Raw genomic sequence first — 17178 nt, 5'->3', positions numbered from 1 at the left:
GGAGATACGTTTCATGACCCCAGAACGTTTCGACATTTATGACGATCAGCAAAATTGGATCGGCACTTCATTACGCAGCGAGGTCCATGCCAAAGGATATTGGCACCGTTCATTCCACTGCTGGATTGTGCGCGACAACGGCGAACAACGACAGGTCCTTTTTCAGCGGCGGCGTGATATTAAGGATACCTTTCCCGGATGTTACGACATTACAGCAGCAGGCCATCTTACCGCAGGTGAACAACTGCAAGACGCCAGTCGTGAGCTGGAGGAAGAACTGGGTGTTTATACTCCATTCGAGGCACTAACCTATCTACTCACGGCTACACAGCAGCTCCAAGGAGAGGTGCGTGGTGTCCCATTCATAGATCGGGAATTCAGCGCCGTCTATGGACTATGTCTGAACCAGCCGCTCGAAGCCTACGTTCTGCAGCCCAGCGAGGTGGATAGCCTGTATGAAGTGCCGCTGGATGATCTACTCGCTATGTTCCGTGGCGAGATCGACGTCATCCAAGCTACTGGAGTTCAGACTCAGCCATTGAAATCACCACCACATTCCATCGGTCATAAGGACCCGTTAAGCGATCAGGCAGCTGATGAACCGGAACGTATCGTTCGCGAGATTCGGGCAACGGAATTTGTACCCCATGGTACAGCATATTATACGGATGTGCTTGAAGCTCTATATCACGTGCCCAAAGAGTGATCATGTACGATCCTGTTCAACCCGATCCAGTTCAATCGAATGTTCATAGCTTCATTTTCTCAAAAATAGCATAACTTCATACCTTTACTATCGACTTGACTGGAAACAGATGCTGTGACGAACATCACTGTCATATCTCAAACCAACACAAACAGGCGTCTGCCTTCGGGCAGCGCCTGCTTTATGTACACACGCATTCGTTTCATCAAGATAGATACCTTTGTGCTGGCATGTTCACTCCATCAGAAGTGAATTAGTCGCCGATCTGTCTAGCTCTGGTCACCCTCTCCTGAAGGAGAAGACCAGTAACGCGCAGAGAGTTCTTCGTACCGGTGCCCATATCGGGACTCCAGTTCCTCCCCCATATCCTGTTCCAGTTCGTACAACACCAGCTCTTGAGCAAAATGATTCAGCAGCAGTCCGGTCATTACCGGATGCTCCGTAACTACTGCCTGTGTGGCGCATGATTCCCCGCGCATGCCCAGCATGCACCAGCGGCGATCTACCACCAGGGAAAATTTCCGACCATTACCTGTGCCGTACAAAGGTAATCCCGGTAAAGGGTCAGGCTGATCGAGCATGCCTTCGCCACCATCACACGACCATAACAGCCGCACACCCCGAGCTTCAGCCTGCTGTAAGTCATTACGCAGCAGTTCTGCCTCTTCACGCCAAACGTCCACAACAATCTCATGCTGAGCCTCGGCCAATTCACGGCTCAGATTCTCAAACACATTTTTGTCCCCTTCGACGTTATAGAAGACCGGCTTCTCCGGTTCACTCTTGGGCATGCTGCTCTGAACATAATCCAGAGAGGTACGCATTTGATCGGAGATCATACGTGTCATCTCCTCCGGCTTCAGCACACTATACTTCGCGGGTTCCCCCGGACTACACCGCAAGAACCCACGCTGTTCCAGCCGTTGCAGGGTCGCATATACATTGGAACGGGACACGCCCAGCCGCTTCGCAACCTCATATCCTGAGGCTGATCCCTGACGAGCGAGTTCCACCATAATTTTAGATTCCATCTCGGTAAACCCGAGATGACGCAAATGATGCAGCAGTTGGTCCATATTCCCGTCCCCCCATGCTGTCAGCAACCCGCACTGCCTCACACTGATGCGGCAGTGCTTCTACTGCATCAGATCAGATCTGTTCGGCACCACAGCGCGGGCACCACTTCGACCCTTTGGGCAGCTCGGCTGCACAAATCTGACAATTCACCATTTCACGTGATACTTCGGTCTGTACGTCCACCGTGTTCACGATCGGGTTGTTTTCTTTCCAGTAGCGGATGCGTTCGTCCAGTTCCTGCTGACGCTCACGTTCCCGTTGCATCTCTTCATCTCTGCGACGTTCCCACTCCGCATCGAACGCTTCCTTTTCTTCCTGGGTAAATTCCGTACTGTTATATTCCGATTCCGTTTCCAGATCCGCTATGGACGGAATGACCGTATGATACGGCTCGTCTTCCTCCAGTTCCAACTCAGGTGGCGCATCGTAGAAGTCCGGCTCTTCAGTTGGGGTCTGAGCTACAGCTGCCTCCTGTCTTGCGGCTGTGGTGGCTCCTGCGACTCCTGCTGCTCCTACTTTGGGCGCTGCTGTCTTGAGTTCACCCAACTTGCGTCCGCATTTAGGGCAGAAGTTGGCATCCAGGGAAGCGACGTGTCCACACTCGCACAACCGTTCGTTCTTAAGTTGTGCAATCTTGTTGCGCAGACCATCAATCTCGTCCTGCAATTCGTCGCAGAGCTGCGACAGATCCACCATTTCTTTTTCCGCACGCGTCATATCCTGTGCCCGATAACCCTCATAGAAGATGCGACCCATATCTGTAAAATGGACTTCCTGTTCCTGTTGCAAGCCCACAATCTGGTTGTTCAGTTTCCCAATCTCAACGGCGTGTTGGGCACGCTCTGTTGCTTTGTTCGCTCCGTCTTTGATGCGCTGAAGCAGTTTCATGACCATTCCTCCTCTGTCCCGTCAAAACCAATATTATCATTTCTATTTAGTAGTAAATTAGCATATTACATCCTTCATGCAAAATGCTCAGGCATATAACTTATACGATATCATGCCAAAAAGTTGCGTAATCTCGTGCAGGTGCCCGTTTTATACCGATACTGGATGAAATCGGGGGCTTTCGTCAAGACCATATGTTCGGGTATAATGAAGCTTTGACCATACTTAACCGCCTGATTAGGCGACTAACTCTATCATACCAATTTACAATGTGATTGTGAAAAGGGCAAATGGTTTACTTTTAGCCGGGATAGTCCTATCCCTGAATGCATACAGAGGTGGATGAAACATGTTAAGTCCGAACTCAACGTTCTACCCCCGTCCGCTCGGGGTTACCCCGGCGGCGTCCCTGCCCCAGTCCCCGTCTGCTCCGCTGGAGACCAGTCGGCAACTCGTGGGTAATGAGCAACAGGATGCCTTTTATTTTCGTTCTCTGGAAGAGGCAGGTATCAAGTTAAATGCACCACAAATCTCTGCAGTCCGTCACGGCAGAGGACCGATTCTGACGCTTGCCGGAGCTGGTTGTGGCAAAACCACTGTGCTGGCTGCAAGAGCCGGTTACCTCATAGAGGTCAGCGGCGTACATGCAGGCAGTATCCTGCTGGTGACGTTCACGAACAAAGCCGCCACCGAGATGAAAGACCGGATCGCGGCTTTGCCAGGTATACGCCCGGCAGCCGCGAGAGCCGTGCAGGCTCGTACCTTTCACTCTTTTGCCCTGACATTATTGCGTCATTACGGTGTACAGGAAGAGATCTTTGGCGAGTCGCGGGCTCAGCACACGGTGCTGAAGATGCTTCTTCGCCAAAATGGCATGAGTGAAGCCTTCCAGCCTGAAAGTCTGCTGGCCATGCTGTCCGCATGGAAGATGCAAGGATCGGAAACAACCGACCTGCCTGAAAAATCGCAGGAAGAACGCGATGCCAAGCGTGTTCTGCTTGGTTACGAAGCCTGGAAACAGGATCGGGGCAAAATGGACTTTGACGATATTTTACTGCGGGCAGCCGCCCTGCTTCGTGACCCTGCTGTTCTGGGGCCGCTTCAGAAGCGTTTTCAGTACATTATGGTCGATGAGTTCCAGGATACCAACCACCTACAGTATGAAATTGTGCAAAAACTGGCTTCCGCTCACCGCAACCTGATGGTTGTGGGAGACGATGACCAGACGATCTATACCTTTAATGGCGCACGCCAGGAATCGATTTTGGAATTCGATAAAGTATACCCCGGTGCACGCATTGTGACGCTGGATATCAATTATCGCAGTGATGCACGCATTCTGGGACTCGGAAGTGAACTGGTCGCCCGCAATAAACGCAGACGTGACAAACGGCTACGTGCCGCCGGAAACCGTGGAGATGCGCCCCGTTTCGCTACACCTTCCAATGCAGAGGAAGAAGCGGCGTGGGTTGTAAACCAGCTGTGCCAGCAGGTTGAAGAAGGACAACACACCTATCGTGATATTGCGATTCTTCACCGGACAGCAAGCAGCAGCCGGGCTGTATTTGAGCAACTTGTGTTGAAAGATGTACCTTTTGTACAGCATGGTGCTTCACCGGTGTTCTATGACCAGTCTCTCATCAGACCCCTGATGGATCATCTGCGTCTGTCCCTTGATCCACGTGCCATGGATGCTCTCCCCAGTGCATTGGGACCGCTCTATGTATCACGTGATGCGGGTCTGGAGTGGATTCAGCGCTGTGAACAACAACAGGCGAAGAAATATCCGCTTATTCATTTGGTAAAATGGGACAAGCTGAAACCGTTCCAGCAGGAACAGGTCAAGGAACGCATCAAACTGATCAAATCACTGCACAAACTAAAACCCATCATCGCCATTCAGGAGATGCGCAGGCAGTTCTACGACAAGTATATGGAAAGTGGTGATCCCAGCATCTTCACCCATTATAAGGAAACGATGCTGGAAACTCTGGATGAATTCGAAGCTGCCGTCAAAAAATTCGAAACCGTGGAAGAGTTCATCCAATTCGCGGATGAGCTCTCCCGCAGACACCGGGAGATGGAATCTCTGCGCCGTGCACAGGACAGTGACGCAGTGCAGCTGATGACCATTCATCGGGCCAAAGGACTGGAGTTCCCTTGTGTATACTGGATCGGAGCCAGTGAAGGCATTGTGCCTCACAGTACAGCACTGCGCCAGGATATCCCCGAGGATCAAAAGGCTGCGCTTGCTGTGCAACAGACAGACGCCGAACTGGACATGGCACTGGAGGAAGAACGCAGGCTCGCCTATGTTGCCATCACACGGGCCAAGCAGTACTTGTACGTTACCTCACCGGCGAGCCATCACGGAAAACCAGCGGATGTGTCCCGCTTCCTGCTTGAAGCCTTCGGCATGGAAGTTCCGGACAAACGTAAACCTCGTGAGGAGAGCCGGACGAGCAGTCAGGCTTCATATGGTAAAGGTAATGGACAGTATGCCCGCTCGGGCTCAGGTGCCCGTTCCGAGGGTCGGGATGTGGCACAGCGTCGCGCCATCAGCCACAGTGACCGTCGTGACTATGAGGTTCACAACGAACGTGATGAGGATCGCTTCGGTGAACGGCGTGGCAGTGGTGAAATTCGCAACCATAAGGCGTTCAGCACCACTGGTGTGAGACCGACAGCTGCGAGTTCCTCCAGTTCACAGTCGTACACTTCAGGTTCAGGTAATGCTGAGCGTACGGAGACCGTTGCGGTCTGGAAGTGCAGTTCATCCACCTGTAAAGCGTGGCTAAGACAGAAGCCGGCTGTGCCTTCAAAAGCAACCAAGAAGGCATCCACGGGCCCTCCCTCCTGTCCCCTGTGTTCAGGATCGATGGAGGCCGGCACCCGCCAGGTGCCCGTAACGGGGAGATTTGGGAAATAACTCAAAGGAAGAGGTCCCTTATGGAGTTAGACATGATTATTAAAGAGCGGATTCAAGAAAGATTCGACACCCTACAGGAATTGTACGATATGTGGTTTACCGAAAATCCGGCTTATATCGCTCCCAAAGAAAAACTTTTTCCACAAGCACATATTGAAAGACTTAGAACCATTACTTATCTATTAGATAAAGGGTTCATAGTGGTTCATCCCGTTAAAGATGAACCATCACTCGTGTCAGTTAGCATCACAGTAGATGGAATTGATTTTTTTGAACAAAGTCGATTAGAAGGTAAAGGCAATGGCTGGTCATATGTGACTGAACATATTGATGAGTAATTAATACGAGCATACAAGCTCGTTTCAGGGCGCTTTTTGCTGTTTATTAACAGTAGAAGCGTCTTTTTTCCATTTCAGAATGGGGGTTGGATTATGCAGGACGACAAACAACATCTGTATGTATCGGTAACTCATAACCTGATTGAACGAACAAAGAACGAATTTACACCCTTTGAAGTGTTGGTGGATGACGGGCAGTTGGGCCGATTGAAAGATCTGATGAAGGTGCTGGAGGATGACGATGCATATACTTTGCAACGGGCTCCCGTACCCTACAAGTCGGCAGACCACGATGAGGCAACAGAGCAATTTTCAGATGGTATGACCTTGCTGTATACCTTTCTGTATGACCATGGCACGCCGGATACCCGGCAGGCAATTGAGAGCATGAACGTTCTTCCAAGGCTGCAGGATACGGATTATGATGACCCTGGGTACGAGAATTCACCACTGAATAAATGACCTGATGCCAAAAAGCATGCGTAACCGCAGATCACGCGGAAGACGCATGCTTTTTAAATATGATGAAGGACAACTGCCATGTGTAAAATGAACTCAATCCAGACGAATCTCCTGCCCTTTCTCAGCGGATTCGTAGATTCCGCACAACATGCGCGTGGAAGCCACACCATCCGCAATTGGGCTGATCGGCTCTGTACCGTTCAGGCAGCAATCCACAAAGTGATCAATCTGGTTCTGGAATGCACTATGAATATGAAGACCCGTATTGTCCGTCTGGGGTTCAATATTCAGGATGGTATTATTTTTCTCCGTGACGATCAGTGTCTCTGGCTCCAGTTCGAACCCACCACGCTCGCCGTATAATTTCACCGAAGATTCATCTCCGCGTGCATGCAGGGTAAAGCTTACATCCACCGCCAGCGAAGCCCCGTTTTCAAATCGAATGAGCGCATTCGCCATATCCTCTACGTCATTTACAGCTGCGCTGTAGTCGGCCGCTTTGTAAAAAGAAAGATGTTCGATATGGGCACGATTGCCCAACTTCCGATACGTATTACCACTGACCGAAACAGGTTTCGGCCTGCCCATGAGGTACCAGCATTGGTCGATAATATGTACGCCGAGATCAATCAGGGGGCCACCGCCGGAACGGCTTTTATCAGCAAACCAACCGCCTGGATTGCCGTGACGCCGCAGAATGGAGGCTTTGGCATAATACAGTTCACCAAACTCCCCGGCATCAATGAATCTGCGCATCATTTGCATATTGTTATCATACCGACGCACAAATCCAACAATAAAGGTACGTCCGCTCTTCTTCACCGCTTCTTCAATCCGTAGTGCATCTTCCACATTGGTTGCTACTGGTTTCTCCAACAATACATGCTTGCCTGCCTCCAGTGCAGCAATGGCAAATTCGGCGTGTGTATTGTTCCAGGTACAGATACTGACAGCATCCACATGCGGGTCCTCCAGCATCTCCCGATAATCGGTGTACACGGATTGGGCATCATACTTTTGCGCAGCAGCCCTAGCCCGTTCTTCGTTCAGATCGCAAATGGCATAGATGACGGCATCCTCGTTTTTGGCATAACACCTCATATGAAGATCCGAGATTGATCCTGTACCAATCATTCCGATGTGCAACATTTGTTTCGTGCTCATCATCGTCCTCCCTTCCTTTTCCACAGCTTCCACAACATCATTATCGTCTAGTCTGCCCGCAGCATGCCTTCGTAAATACCCGGCGTTGAATTTTCAATCTTCACGGCACCCAGCGTCCGGGCATAGAAATCCACAGGTCCCGCTGATCCGATAATCGCATAACCGTAACCGTCCGCCTTCATTGCATGCATACACGCCAGTAACAAGGCTGTGCCTACACCTTTGCCCCGTGCATCCTGGCTCACACCTGTCGGTCCGAAGAAGTTGCGACATGTCGCTTCGTAACAGGCAAATCCAATCATTTTCCCATGCTCAACCGCAATATAACAGGACACCGGCTGACGTGCAAAAGCAACTTCACATTCATCCACCCAAGCCTGGCTAAAATGTGACCTCACCCAATCCAATACAAGTTGTTTCTCTGGGGCAATGGCTCTTCGAATCACAATAGAGGATTCCTCCAACGCTCTCAGTCCACTCTCTTGCTCCGGTAAACGATAGAGCGCTACCAACATATCACTCATCTAATCCGTTCCTCCTCGTACTTGAATGTGAAATAGGACAAAGGTTTGGCCACTTACCTGAAATTAACCTGATCCTGCTGCGGATAACCTGCAATACAAGCGATATTTCTAATTTAAACTAATCTATCGCTTACATTCATTACATTTCAACTGCAACACTTAGACGATTTGTCCCGTCTATTAACTTGAAGCGCGGCCCTAAGGAAGATTTTACCGCGTCAGTACACAGATTAGAAGGGATGAATATTGATGAACAACAACATGAAAAAAGTAAGTGCACTGATGGCCCTATCCATGGCATTGGGTGGTGGAGCCGCTTATGCAGCAACACTGGACAACACAAAACCAGTCCATCAAACATCCGTTTCAGCAGATAGTAACGCAGTGAGTGTAGTAAACGTATCCGTGAATGGTGCATCCATCTCCGATGGTTATTGGAACAAGGATGGCAAAGTAGCCATGATCCCGCTGCGTGATCTTACCGACGCACTGGGTATTGAACTTGAATGGAATAAAGAAACTAAAACTGCAGAGCTGACTCGGGGTGCTCTGTGGACACAGGTAATTACAGGCAAGGACCAATATTCCGTAAATAAAATGCTGCTCACGCTGGGCACAGCGCCTGAAATCACAGGCGGCACTTTGTATGTACCTGCTTCTTTTGCCGAAAAGGTACTGCATGGACAAGTGAACACAACGGGGAATCAAGTGACTATCTCCAGTGAAGAGGACGTGAAGACGGTTACTGAACGTGGTGTAATTACCAGAATCTCGAACCAAGATAAATATAAGTCCATCCAGATTGGCGGTGCAGGTACGGATGGTATTGTGCTCAATCTGAGCGATGAGACGAAATTCATCTCAGTTGAGGGGAAAGAGATTGCACTGACTGATCTGGTCATTGGCATGAACGTGGAAGCTGAGCATTCCCTGATCACCACCCGCAGTCTGCCACCACAAACGCCGACCTATACAGTCACTGTACTGGATGACGCTGCGGAATCACAATTGAAAGACGTTCTGGGGACAGCGGGTACAATTGAAAATGTAACAACAGCTGAAGGCAGTATCTCACAGATTGAGATTACAGGTACACGCTTAACAGAAACAGCCCCTGACCATGTCGTGCTGAACATTGCTAAAGACACAATGATCGTGAACCACGAAGGTGAAACAGTGAAAGCTGAAGAACTGACCAAAGGAACTAAAGTCATTGGATTCTACAGCCCTGTGTTGACACGCAGCCTGCCTCCAATCGGAACAGCTTGGAAAGTGGTTGTTGAAACACCTGCAGCAGAGCTGGAAGCGAAATAATACGGTTAGAAAAACGTCTGGCTGAAACACATGTTATATGTTGTTGCAGACGACCGTGTGCATCGCTTAACGCGGGGTCATGAGTGTGGAGCATCATAATGACCAGCCATCCGCATGTAGCTCCTGGCGCGCGGTGTCATGAGTTTGGCGCATCAAGAGTTCAGCCGTGCGGCCAGGCGGCGAAGTCAATTCAAAATAACCTTATCCTCTTGTCTTTTGACAGGCACGGGTAAGGTTATTTTTTTGGTTTGTTGGTTTTTAGTTTTTAGTTTTTAGTCTTTTAGTCTTTTAGTCTTTTAGTCTTTTAGTCTTTTAGATCGTGTCTTCAAACTTGCTCAAAGCGAAGCGTACCCGAAACTTGTCCGGAGCAGACACGTGCGATGTGCGCTGCATACGAAATACGTTGCATACGAAATACGTTGCATACTGAATGTAAGAGCAAGCGGAGTTAACGCTAACGAATCTGAGGTGTCTTATTCAAGGATTTGAAGCACCCGCAGGAATCTAAGGAATCTCAGGCACGCTAATTTGAATAAATAGCTGTTTATAGCATTTTTATCAGAGTAATTTGGGAAATAACGTGTCTGATGTTCCTTACATTTTAGAAAGAGGACCTGATCGCCAAATAAGACGTCCTGGGTTCCTTAGAAATCATCCGGATAACCGTCAGAATCAATCGGCTGTGACTTCATCTTCAACAATCGCTTCCACTTCAATCTCAACCATCAACAAGGGATCAATGAGTGCGCTAACTTCAACCATGGTGGCTACAGGCTGGATCTGTCCAAAAAATTCACCGTGCGCCTTGCCAACTTCCTCCCATCTGGAGATATCGGTCACAAACATCCGGGTTCTCACCACATGCGACATGTCCGCCCCCAGTTCTTTCAGTGCATTCTCGATCGTCTGCAAAACGAACCTTGTCTGTGCATACGGATCACCTGCTCCAACAACTACACCATCTTGCATCGCGGTTGTACCTGCCACTTCTATTCGGTTACCTACACGGATGGCACGGCAATATCCCACTAACGGTTCCCATGGGGAGCCGGTAAATACCTGCTGTCTGCTCATTCTCTTGTCCCTCGCTTTGGTTGAATTTGTTTCTTCGGATTAAACATGAATTATATCAGTCTCCCATCATCTCGGACAATGGAATCAAGTTTAATTCTATCTTAACTCCATTAACATTTTTGCACAGAAAAAAATCCCCTAAATGACTGCCCATTGGTTAGATCAAGGACGGTTCATTCGGGGATTTATGAGAATTAGTATCTTTTCTTTTTCTTTAAGGATGAAACATCCAAATTACAACTTGATATTAGCCTCATCGAAGTATTCTTCCAGAGTTAACCCACTCTTCGCCACATCCGGTGCCAAATCGGTACCGATGTACCGAATATGCCAAGGCTCATAGACGTAACCTGTGGTATCTTCTTCACCTTTCAGATAACGGATGACATATCCGTATTCTGCAGCGTGTTCAGCCAGCCACTGACCTTCCTTCGATGTGCCAAATACCTCTTCCAGCACATTGCCCACACTCGGGCTGGATACATCAATGGCAAGACCCGTCTGATGTTCGCTTCGGCCTGGCACAGAGCTCACGCGATCCGTGTATTCTTGACCTTTGGTTTTGACATTATTGTTATAGATGGATACCTGACGCTGATATGAACGATAACCGGACACCGCACGAAGCTCAATGCCATCCGCTTTTGCACCTGCAAACAACTTCTCCAGTGCCTCGGCTGCTTCCTTGCGCATATGCCGCTTCTCGTGTGGTTCGTCGAAGGAGAACGGTACATTCGGCTCTACCAGATCGTCCGGCTCGTAACCGTCAGGCAGACTCCGTTGTTTGTTCACAATAACGGTCATAGACTCGGCATTGGTCACCACGGATTTTGCATCAATTGTCGTTTGCAGTGCGCTGATACTGCGTTTCTCCAGCAATGGATCTTCCGCTGTCGCCCCGTTACCATTGTCCGAAGAGCCCTGCCCTTCGCCCGCTGAAGCATTTCCAGACTCGCTATCCGTGCCTTCACCGCTGTTGCCAGAAGATGATGTGTCATCTCCGCCAGCATTGTCGCCATCCGTTCCTTTATCCTCCGTAAAATGAACCGTTGTGCCGTCCGTCTCCTGTTGTGTGTTACCTGTTCCATTCGGATTCTGGCTCTCCTCTGTGCCTGAACCGTTCTGGCACGCGGCAAGCAATGCTCCGCATATCATCAATGAGGACAGCATAACCACCATACGGCGCTGTCTTCCTGTAGTTGATTTCATGTAAAAACTCCTATCGCAATAAAATAAATGTTATATAGTTCTCTTGCGTGCAGTGTTCCCTGCGACAGTATACCTTAATTGGGAGCGAAGCTCCACCGGTAAAGACCTCCTTTAGAAGAGATCAGAACGAACATATACGGGCTGTACAGCCTGTATGATCGTTTTTTGGACTTTTAGAGCAACATCCCCGTGCTGTACACAATAAAAGTGAAATGGGAATATGCCTTCATATATCCATTATGCAAAAAATGATAATACCGAGATGCACTTTACTAACTAATGAGCATTATCAATCAAGACAAAGAGCGTCTTGTACCGGGAAATGAATTAAATCGAATAATGCAACATGCTGCAATAAAAACAAGCAGGGGTGATCTGAGATCTCCCCCGCTCTGATGGGTGCATCATTTGGTTGCCGGGCTGTCCGTCTTTTTCTGGACAGCCTGCCACATCCGCGCGGCTACACGCTCGCGGATCAAATCCAGCCCTGCGGTGGCCGGCACGCCCGGCAGCAGCGCTGTCAGCTCCGGCAAGGCCGGCGGCTTGCCCGGCTGCGTGAGGCGCACCTCAACGGCGCCAAAACCCGGCCCCGGCTGGTGCATGGCGCCGTCCGCGGCGGCCTCGGCGATCCACTCGCCGACGGCCGCGCCGCCTTCGCCGCCCCGCACTTGCGGGCGGCCAGCCGTTTCCGCTGCGCGGCCGGGGCCGCTGGGATCATGGGCGAGTTCCTCCGCCCATGCCCCCAGCACGCCGGCGAGCAGCGCTTCGCGCGGCAGGCCGGCGTGCGCCAGCTGCAGCAGCGGCTCGGCCGCGAGGCGCGCGGCTACGGCGCGCTCAGCGGCCGCGGCATGCGCGCAGCCAGTGCGGCCGCAGGTGCACGCCACGGCCGCGCTGGCCGTTGCTGCGCCTGGCGAGCCATCGGGCGCTTGCGCAGCCGGCAGCAGCCCGGCGAGCTCCTCGGGCGCCGGGCCGCCGCGCAGCAGGGCGTACAGCGTCAGCGGGCGCTTGCGCAGCTGAGCCAGTACAGCCTCGCGCTGGGCTTCGCTCAGTCGCGCGGGCGTTCCCGTGACCGTGAACATGCCTGCGGCTGATCCGGTCTTGCCCTCAGCAGCGGAAGCGGAAACGGAAACTTCCTGGTCCGCTTCCGCTGCTGTATTTACTTCTGCTGTCCATCCACCGGGGGACATATGCAGCTCGATCTTCCATTTTTCGCTCACAATAATCCCCCTTTCTCAACATCTATATTCCTCTGAAAGTTCAAGGTCACAGCCACGTCTCACCCTGAAGAGAGATCAGACCACGCAGCTCATCATCCGACATCTCGGTCAGCCAATTCTCACCCGAACCAACGACCTGCTCGGACAGTGCCTTCTTGCTCTCAATCAGCTCATCAATCCGTTCTTCCAGTGTTCCCTGACAGATCAACTTATGCACCTGCACGTTGCGATTCTGTCCGATTCGGAATACACGGTCCGTCGCCTGATTCTCAACCGCGGGATTCCACCACCGATCATAGTGAACGACATGACTCGCCCGTGTCAGATTCAGACCCACACCTCCGGCACGAAGAGATAGAACAAACATGGACGGCCCCTCTCCTTTTTGGAAAGTCTCCACCATATCATCTCTTTGCGCCTTCGACACACCACCATGCAGGAAATAAGGTTCTTCCTCATATCGCTGTTTCAACCTCGATACCAGCAGATCTCCCATAGCAACATACTGCGTGAAGATCAGAGCCGATTCCCCGTTATCACGGATGGCGTCCAGCAGTTCAAGCAATCGCTCCATCTTACCAGATGCCTCAGCCTTGCCGTGGTCTTTCCGATTACTGTCCGCCAGCACTGGATGATCACAGATCTGCTTGAGCTTGGTCAAGGAGGAAAGAACAATCCCCTTCCGGGCAATGCCATTTCTGCCGTCCAGACCACCCATCAGATCATCCACTACACGTTGGTACAACACCGTCTGCTCCGGCGTCAGGGAACAATAGGATTTCAGTTCAAGCTTCTCTGGCAGATCCTTGCGAATATCCGGATCACTTTTCAGCCTGCGCAGCATGAATGGAGATACCAGTCGATGAAGCTCACGCAAGGATGCTGCATTTTCTTCGGATGGCCCCAGTCCCGTATACCGCTGACGGAACGATGAAGCTGTGCCCAGATACCCCGGATTGAGAAACTGGAAAATTGACCAAAGTTCGCTCAATCGGTTCTCTACAGGTGTTCCCGTCATCGCAATACGATGAAGTGTAGACAGGCGCATTACGCTTTGCGCTTGTTTGGTACGATAGTTCTTAATATATTGAGCCTCATCCAGCACAATGGTGGACCAGTGCAGCGAAGCCAGATCCGGGCCATCTCTGCCTGCCAGATGATAGGTCGTCAGTACAATGTCATGTGTCTGCGCTTCTGCCTGAAAATCATTCCCGTGCAACCGTTGTCCGCCATGATGAATATACAGCGACAGATCCGGGGCAAATCGCTTCAGCTCACGCTGCCAGTTTCCGAGCAGCGAGGTAGGACACACAATAAGTGCAGGCAGATGAACAGGCTGCTCATTCGTGTGCTGATCCGCCGAGAAAGAATCATCTGATCCATTCAGCAGCTCATTCTCACGTGCTTCCTCTTCAGCCGCCTGGCGTTCCTCGTGTTTGCGGTCCAGCAGACAGGTAATTACCTGAATGGTCTTCCCAAGTCCCATATCGTCCGCAAGACATACGCCAAAGCCCAGCTCACGCATCGCGGATAACCATTGGTAACCTCGTTCCTGATAAGGTCTTAGTTCACCATGCAATTCTGCCGGAACCTGACGAGGCTCAATGCTGCGAAGCACCTGTCCATCGAGCAGGAAAGCGAGCATCCCATCGGATTCGGCGCCAAAGACGGAAAGACCCTTCCATGCGGAATCCTCCCCTTCATCCGCTGCCAGATGCAGCCATTCGGAGAGAGGCATATATTGTTCTTCTTCTTTTTTCATATAACGCAGGACTTGGCGAATCTCTTTTGTATCCACTTCAATCCATTCACCGCGGAACATAACATACGGAACTGTGGATTCAGCGAGCGCTGCCAGTTCCTCCGCCGTGACCGGTTTACCATCCAGCATAGGCTCCGCCTTGAAAGCAACCAATTGCTCCATGCCCAGTGCCGATGTGGCTCCAGGCAACCGCTCTGTTCCCCGATTCAACATCTGCAGACGGAGTCCCGCACGACGTTTCCCGGCACGACTCCACCTTGAAGGCATGAGAACGGTTATCCCAGCCTTCTGCAAACGTGGAACCGCATGCGTGAGAAATTCGAAGAAACCCTGCTGCTCCAGCTTAATTTCCTCTGGGCGAGCGGTAAGCAGCGCCGTCTCCAATTCAGGTGCCAATTCTGCTGCATGCCCGAGTGCCATCAATAATTGCTCTGCCGCCGAGGTATATAACACCTTACCTCGGTCCAGATCTCGCTCCGGATGTGCCCAGATGGTCCGTGCAGGCAACCTCAGGCTTGGTTCCTGCTCACTGTCCACCCAAAAGCTTATTCCCCAGATCGTTTCATGTTCGCCCAGTGGAGGCTCCAAGCGGAGCACCAGCTTCAATTGGCCTTCAGCAGGCGCCATCTCTTCTGCTCCCACGATTGGCATTGACGTTCCACCAACTTCTTGCAGCGTATGAATAAACGCTGTCATATCGTCCGTCGGCCCTTGCACCGTCACAGGACGGAACATCGAGATCAGACTGTTCCACCAGAGTTCGGCTACTGGCGAAGATCCGCGTCGATATGGGGTGCGGTAACGGGACAGTTCACTGTCCATGCCCTCCAGTTCACTTGTCACTACAGCATGAATCATGCCACTCATGAATGAAAATAATACCGCAGCCCCTGCTTCTTCACGCGTTTCCGGTTCCAATGAAGCGTAAGCTCCAGGAGCAGCCAATCCAATCGGAGGCATCGCTTCAGCAAGATCGCGGAAGCGTTCAATGTCCTCCTCCTGCTGCAAGCGTGGCCGCCATACGCCTGTTAATGTCTCTTGCCCGGTCCGTCGCCGTGCTCCGGTCTTTGCTGCGAATTCAGCCGATGGAGCAATTGCTCCCCGCAACAGCAGCTCCTGTGTGAACTGCGCTGCCTTGATCCAGTAACGCATCTCTTCTCCAACCTGAATTCCGGCTGCATTTAACAAACGGTCATCCCATTGCAGCAGCAACCTGAAGGCATCCTTAGGCGAGACTGCCAATCCTTCCAATGTGCGCCCCAGCAGCTGACGCCGCTTCGTGTTCTTGGCTTCAGCCGTGTTCCTGAGCGGATTTGGCCAGCGCAGCTCCGCAAGACGCAGAGCGGCAGGCTGAAACAGACGACCCCCGTCGCCAAAATTCAACCTTCTTACCACGTGGCTCCATGCATCCACACGTGGTTCCGATGTTTCACCGGAAAAACAAAAAAATACGTCACCAAGCCATACTCCATACAGCGATTGCATCATTAAAGTCTCCCGTCATCCCTTCGCATTGTTACTCTCCATCATATACGAAAATGACCGGATTTAAAAACCTTTGCCCATAAAAAGTGGTTATTTCGATGCTTTGCAGCACAAAAAAATGTCCCTTCTCCCGAAAAGCGGATGAGGAACATTTGGGTAAACCGAAGGATAATACTGAAAATTGAAAGAATAACGGATCGTTATACTACTATGATCTGATCAAGCTGCCCAGTAATACATCCAGGTTCAAAATGCCTGCACGGTGATCTGCACAGAACCCGATTTTGTCAAAAACGCCAAGCATGAAACGGCGGTGTTCCTCAGCAGGTTCCTCGAAACGATCGTAACTTACGACAGAATCAACCATATCGACGATTAGAGGTACAAATCCTCCTTTGTAAGGCACCACAATAATACGTGTAGAAGAGGTATCCTCCTGGTCCGGCATGCCTAACAATACTCGAAGACTCACTACCGAAACGACCTTACCGTACAACGAAGCAAAACCTCTGATCTCCGGACTTCCAAACGGGACCGTAGTCACCTGCACCATTCTGATGATCTCATGAACTTCATCAATTCGTAGTGCAAAAATCTGGTCTCCTACCGAAAAATTAATATATTGCATTCCCTCGTCCATAGTTATCCCCATACCCTCTCATTCCGTATAATCAGACTACTTTCGTCCTATTAGATGTTACTTTGGTGTATCGGTTATTTTTGATCAAATGTTTAGGCTTCAGATCAATTTTGCCAACTTCAACAGACGTTGCATTACGGTTGCTGTCTCGGCTCTGCTCATTTGCCCTGTTGTGGGGGGTGGTGGAAGTCAGTCGTTTTAATATTGAGAGTAAGTAACCTGACATTGGATTGAAAAAATATATTCAAAAAAAGACCAAAGATCAGCTTTATGCCGATTTTTGGTCTTTTTTATCCCCATATATTATGGATCTGTTTCTATGTTTTCAAATACTTGGAACAAAAAAGCGATATTCCTGTGGATAACTTGTTTCATTACTCCAAAACGAC

Annotated in this window: 14 protein-coding genes; 5 read left to right on the top strand and 9 right to left on the bottom strand. The window is 50.6% G+C overall.

Annotated elements, in window-relative coordinates; genetic code table 11:
• Window positions 1-13 precede the first annotated feature (13 nt).
• On the top strand, window positions 14-706 hold the full coding sequence (locus MKY87_RS18860) for an NUDIX hydrolase (RefSeq protein WP_340965703.1): 693 nt from the start codon (window positions 14-16) through the stop codon (window positions 704-706).
• 269 nt (window positions 707-975) lie between these two features.
• Here MKY87_RS18860 and MKY87_RS18855 read toward each other — a convergent pair whose 3' ends face one another.
• Together MKY87_RS18855 and MKY87_RS18850 are read right to left on the bottom strand one after the other, a co-directional pair.
• The gene (locus MKY87_RS18855; protein WP_340965702.1) at window positions 976-1782 is read right to left on the bottom strand and encodes a TrmB family transcriptional regulator; all 807 of its coding nucleotides are present in this window, start codon (window positions 1780-1782) and stop codon (window positions 976-978) included.
• Window positions 1783-1855: 73 nt separating this feature from the next.
• Window positions 1856-2671, bottom strand: coding sequence for a zinc ribbon domain-containing protein (locus MKY87_RS18850; RefSeq protein WP_315939146.1), 816 nt, complete (start codon window positions 2669-2671; stop codon window positions 1856-1858).
• A gap of 349 nt (window positions 2672-3020) precedes the next feature.
• Here MKY87_RS18850 and MKY87_RS18845 point away from each other — a divergent pair, with 349 nt between their 5' ends.
• The 3 genes from MKY87_RS18845 (at window position 3021) to MKY87_RS18835 (ending at window position 6400) form a co-directional block, all read left to right on the top strand.
• Window positions 3021-5600, top strand: a complete 2580-nt coding sequence (locus MKY87_RS18845) for a UvrD-helicase domain-containing protein (RefSeq protein WP_340965701.1) — start codon at window positions 3021-3023, stop codon at window positions 5598-5600.
• A gap of 32 nt (window positions 5601-5632) precedes the next feature.
• A complete protein-coding gene (locus MKY87_RS18840) occupies window positions 5633-5938 on the top strand; it encodes a hypothetical protein (protein WP_340965700.1) in 306 nt (101 codons plus the stop codon).
• A gap of 93 nt (window positions 5939-6031) precedes the next feature.
• Window positions 6032-6400 (top strand): hypothetical protein, encoded by a 369-nt coding sequence (locus tag MKY87_RS18835; RefSeq protein WP_340965699.1) that lies wholly within the window; start codon window positions 6032-6034, stop codon window positions 6398-6400.
• Between the two features lie 93 nt (window positions 6401-6493).
• Here MKY87_RS18835 and MKY87_RS18830 read toward each other — a convergent pair whose 3' ends face one another.
• Both MKY87_RS18830 and MKY87_RS18825 read right to left on the bottom strand, forming a co-directional pair.
• Window positions 6494-7564 (bottom strand): Gfo/Idh/MocA family protein, encoded by a 1071-nt coding sequence (locus MKY87_RS18830; protein ID WP_340967489.1) that lies wholly within the window; start codon window positions 7562-7564, stop codon window positions 6494-6496.
• Window positions 7565-7611: 47 nt separating this feature from the next.
• Entirely contained in the window at window positions 7612-8088 is a 477-nt protein-coding gene (locus MKY87_RS18825; protein ID WP_017690853.1) for a GNAT family N-acetyltransferase, read from the bottom strand.
• A 249-nt stretch (window positions 8089-8337) separates the two neighbouring features.
• Between MKY87_RS18825 and MKY87_RS18820 the strand changes: the two genes are divergently transcribed.
• The gene (locus tag MKY87_RS18820; protein ID WP_340965698.1) at window positions 8338-9402 is read left to right on the top strand and encodes a copper amine oxidase N-terminal domain-containing protein; all 1065 of its coding nucleotides are present in this window, start codon (window positions 8338-8340) and stop codon (window positions 9400-9402) included.
• Between the two features lie 672 nt (window positions 9403-10074).
• Here MKY87_RS18820 and MKY87_RS18815 read toward each other — a convergent pair.
• From MKY87_RS18815 to MKY87_RS18795, 5 genes are all read right to left on the bottom strand, one after another.
• Window positions 10075-10476 (bottom strand): RidA family protein, encoded by a 402-nt coding sequence (locus MKY87_RS18815; RefSeq protein WP_074093334.1) that lies wholly within the window; start codon window positions 10474-10476, stop codon window positions 10075-10077.
• A 234-nt stretch (window positions 10477-10710) separates the two neighbouring features.
• Window positions 10711-11685, bottom strand: a complete 975-nt coding sequence (locus tag MKY87_RS18810; RefSeq protein WP_289391040.1) for a M15 family metallopeptidase — start codon at window positions 11683-11685, stop codon at window positions 10711-10713.
• Window positions 11686-12089: 404 nt separating this feature from the next.
• A complete protein-coding gene (locus MKY87_RS18805; protein WP_340965697.1) occupies window positions 12090-12902 on the bottom strand; it encodes a hypothetical protein in 813 nt (270 codons plus the stop codon).
• Between the two features lie 46 nt (window positions 12903-12948).
• Complete coding sequence (locus tag MKY87_RS18800) at window positions 12949-16152, bottom strand: DEAD/DEAH box helicase (protein WP_339786624.1); 3204 nt, start codon at window positions 16150-16152, stop codon at window positions 12949-12951.
• Between the two features lie 205 nt (window positions 16153-16357).
• Window positions 16358-16777: a chemotaxis protein CheW gene (locus tag MKY87_RS18795; RefSeq protein WP_249913036.1), complete on the bottom strand. Its 420-nt coding sequence runs from the start codon at window positions 16775-16777 to the stop codon at window positions 16358-16360.
• Window positions 16778-17178: the final 401 nt, after the last annotated feature.

This window comes from Paenibacillus sp. FSL R7-0198 (genome assembly GCF_038000415.1).
In the GTDB taxonomy this organism is placed as follows: Bacteria; Bacillota; Bacilli; order Paenibacillales; family Paenibacillaceae; genus Paenibacillus.
This window is presented reverse-complemented; position numbering and strand designations above follow the sequence as displayed.

Coding starts and splice junctions, on each gene's coding strand:
- MKY87_RS18855 (WP_340965702.1), bottom strand. CDS start 1,782: ATGGACCAACTGCTGCATCATTTGCGTCATCTCGGGTTTACCGAGATG.
- MKY87_RS18830 (WP_340967489.1), bottom strand. CDS start 7,564: ATGAGCACGAAACAAATGTTGCACATCGGAATGATTGGTACAGGATCA.
- MKY87_RS18815 (WP_074093334.1), bottom strand. CDS start 10,476: ATGAGCAGACAGCAGGTATTTACCGGCTCCCCATGGGAACCGTTAGTG.
- MKY87_RS18850 (WP_315939146.1), bottom strand. CDS start 2,671: ATGAAACTGCTTCAGCGCATCAAAGACGGAGCGAACAAAGCAACAGAG.
- MKY87_RS18800 (WP_339786624.1), bottom strand. CDS start 16,152: ATGATGCAATCGCTGTATGGAGTATGGCTTGGTGACGTATTTTTTTGT.
- MKY87_RS18820 (WP_340965698.1), top strand. CDS start 8,338: ATGAACAACAACATGAAAAAAGTAAGTGCACTGATGGCCCTATCCATG.
- MKY87_RS18810 (WP_289391040.1), bottom strand. CDS start 11,685: ATGAAATCAACTACAGGAAGACAGCGCCGTATGGTGGTTATGCTGTCC.
- MKY87_RS18795 (WP_249913036.1), bottom strand. CDS start 16,777: ATGCAATATATTAATTTTTCGGTAGGAGACCAGATTTTTGCACTACGA.
- MKY87_RS18845 (WP_340965701.1), top strand. CDS start 3,021: ATGTTAAGTCCGAACTCAACGTTCTACCCCCGTCCGCTCGGGGTTACC.
- MKY87_RS18840 (WP_340965700.1), top strand. CDS start 5,633: ATGATTATTAAAGAGCGGATTCAAGAAAGATTCGACACCCTACAGGAA.
- MKY87_RS18835 (WP_340965699.1), top strand. CDS start 6,032: ATGCAGGACGACAAACAACATCTGTATGTATCGGTAACTCATAACCTG.
- MKY87_RS18825 (WP_017690853.1), bottom strand. CDS start 8,088: ATGAGTGATATGTTGGTAGCGCTCTATCGTTTACCGGAGCAAGAGAGT.
- MKY87_RS18860 (WP_340965703.1), top strand. CDS start 14: ATGACCCCAGAACGTTTCGACATTTATGACGATCAGCAAAATTGGATC.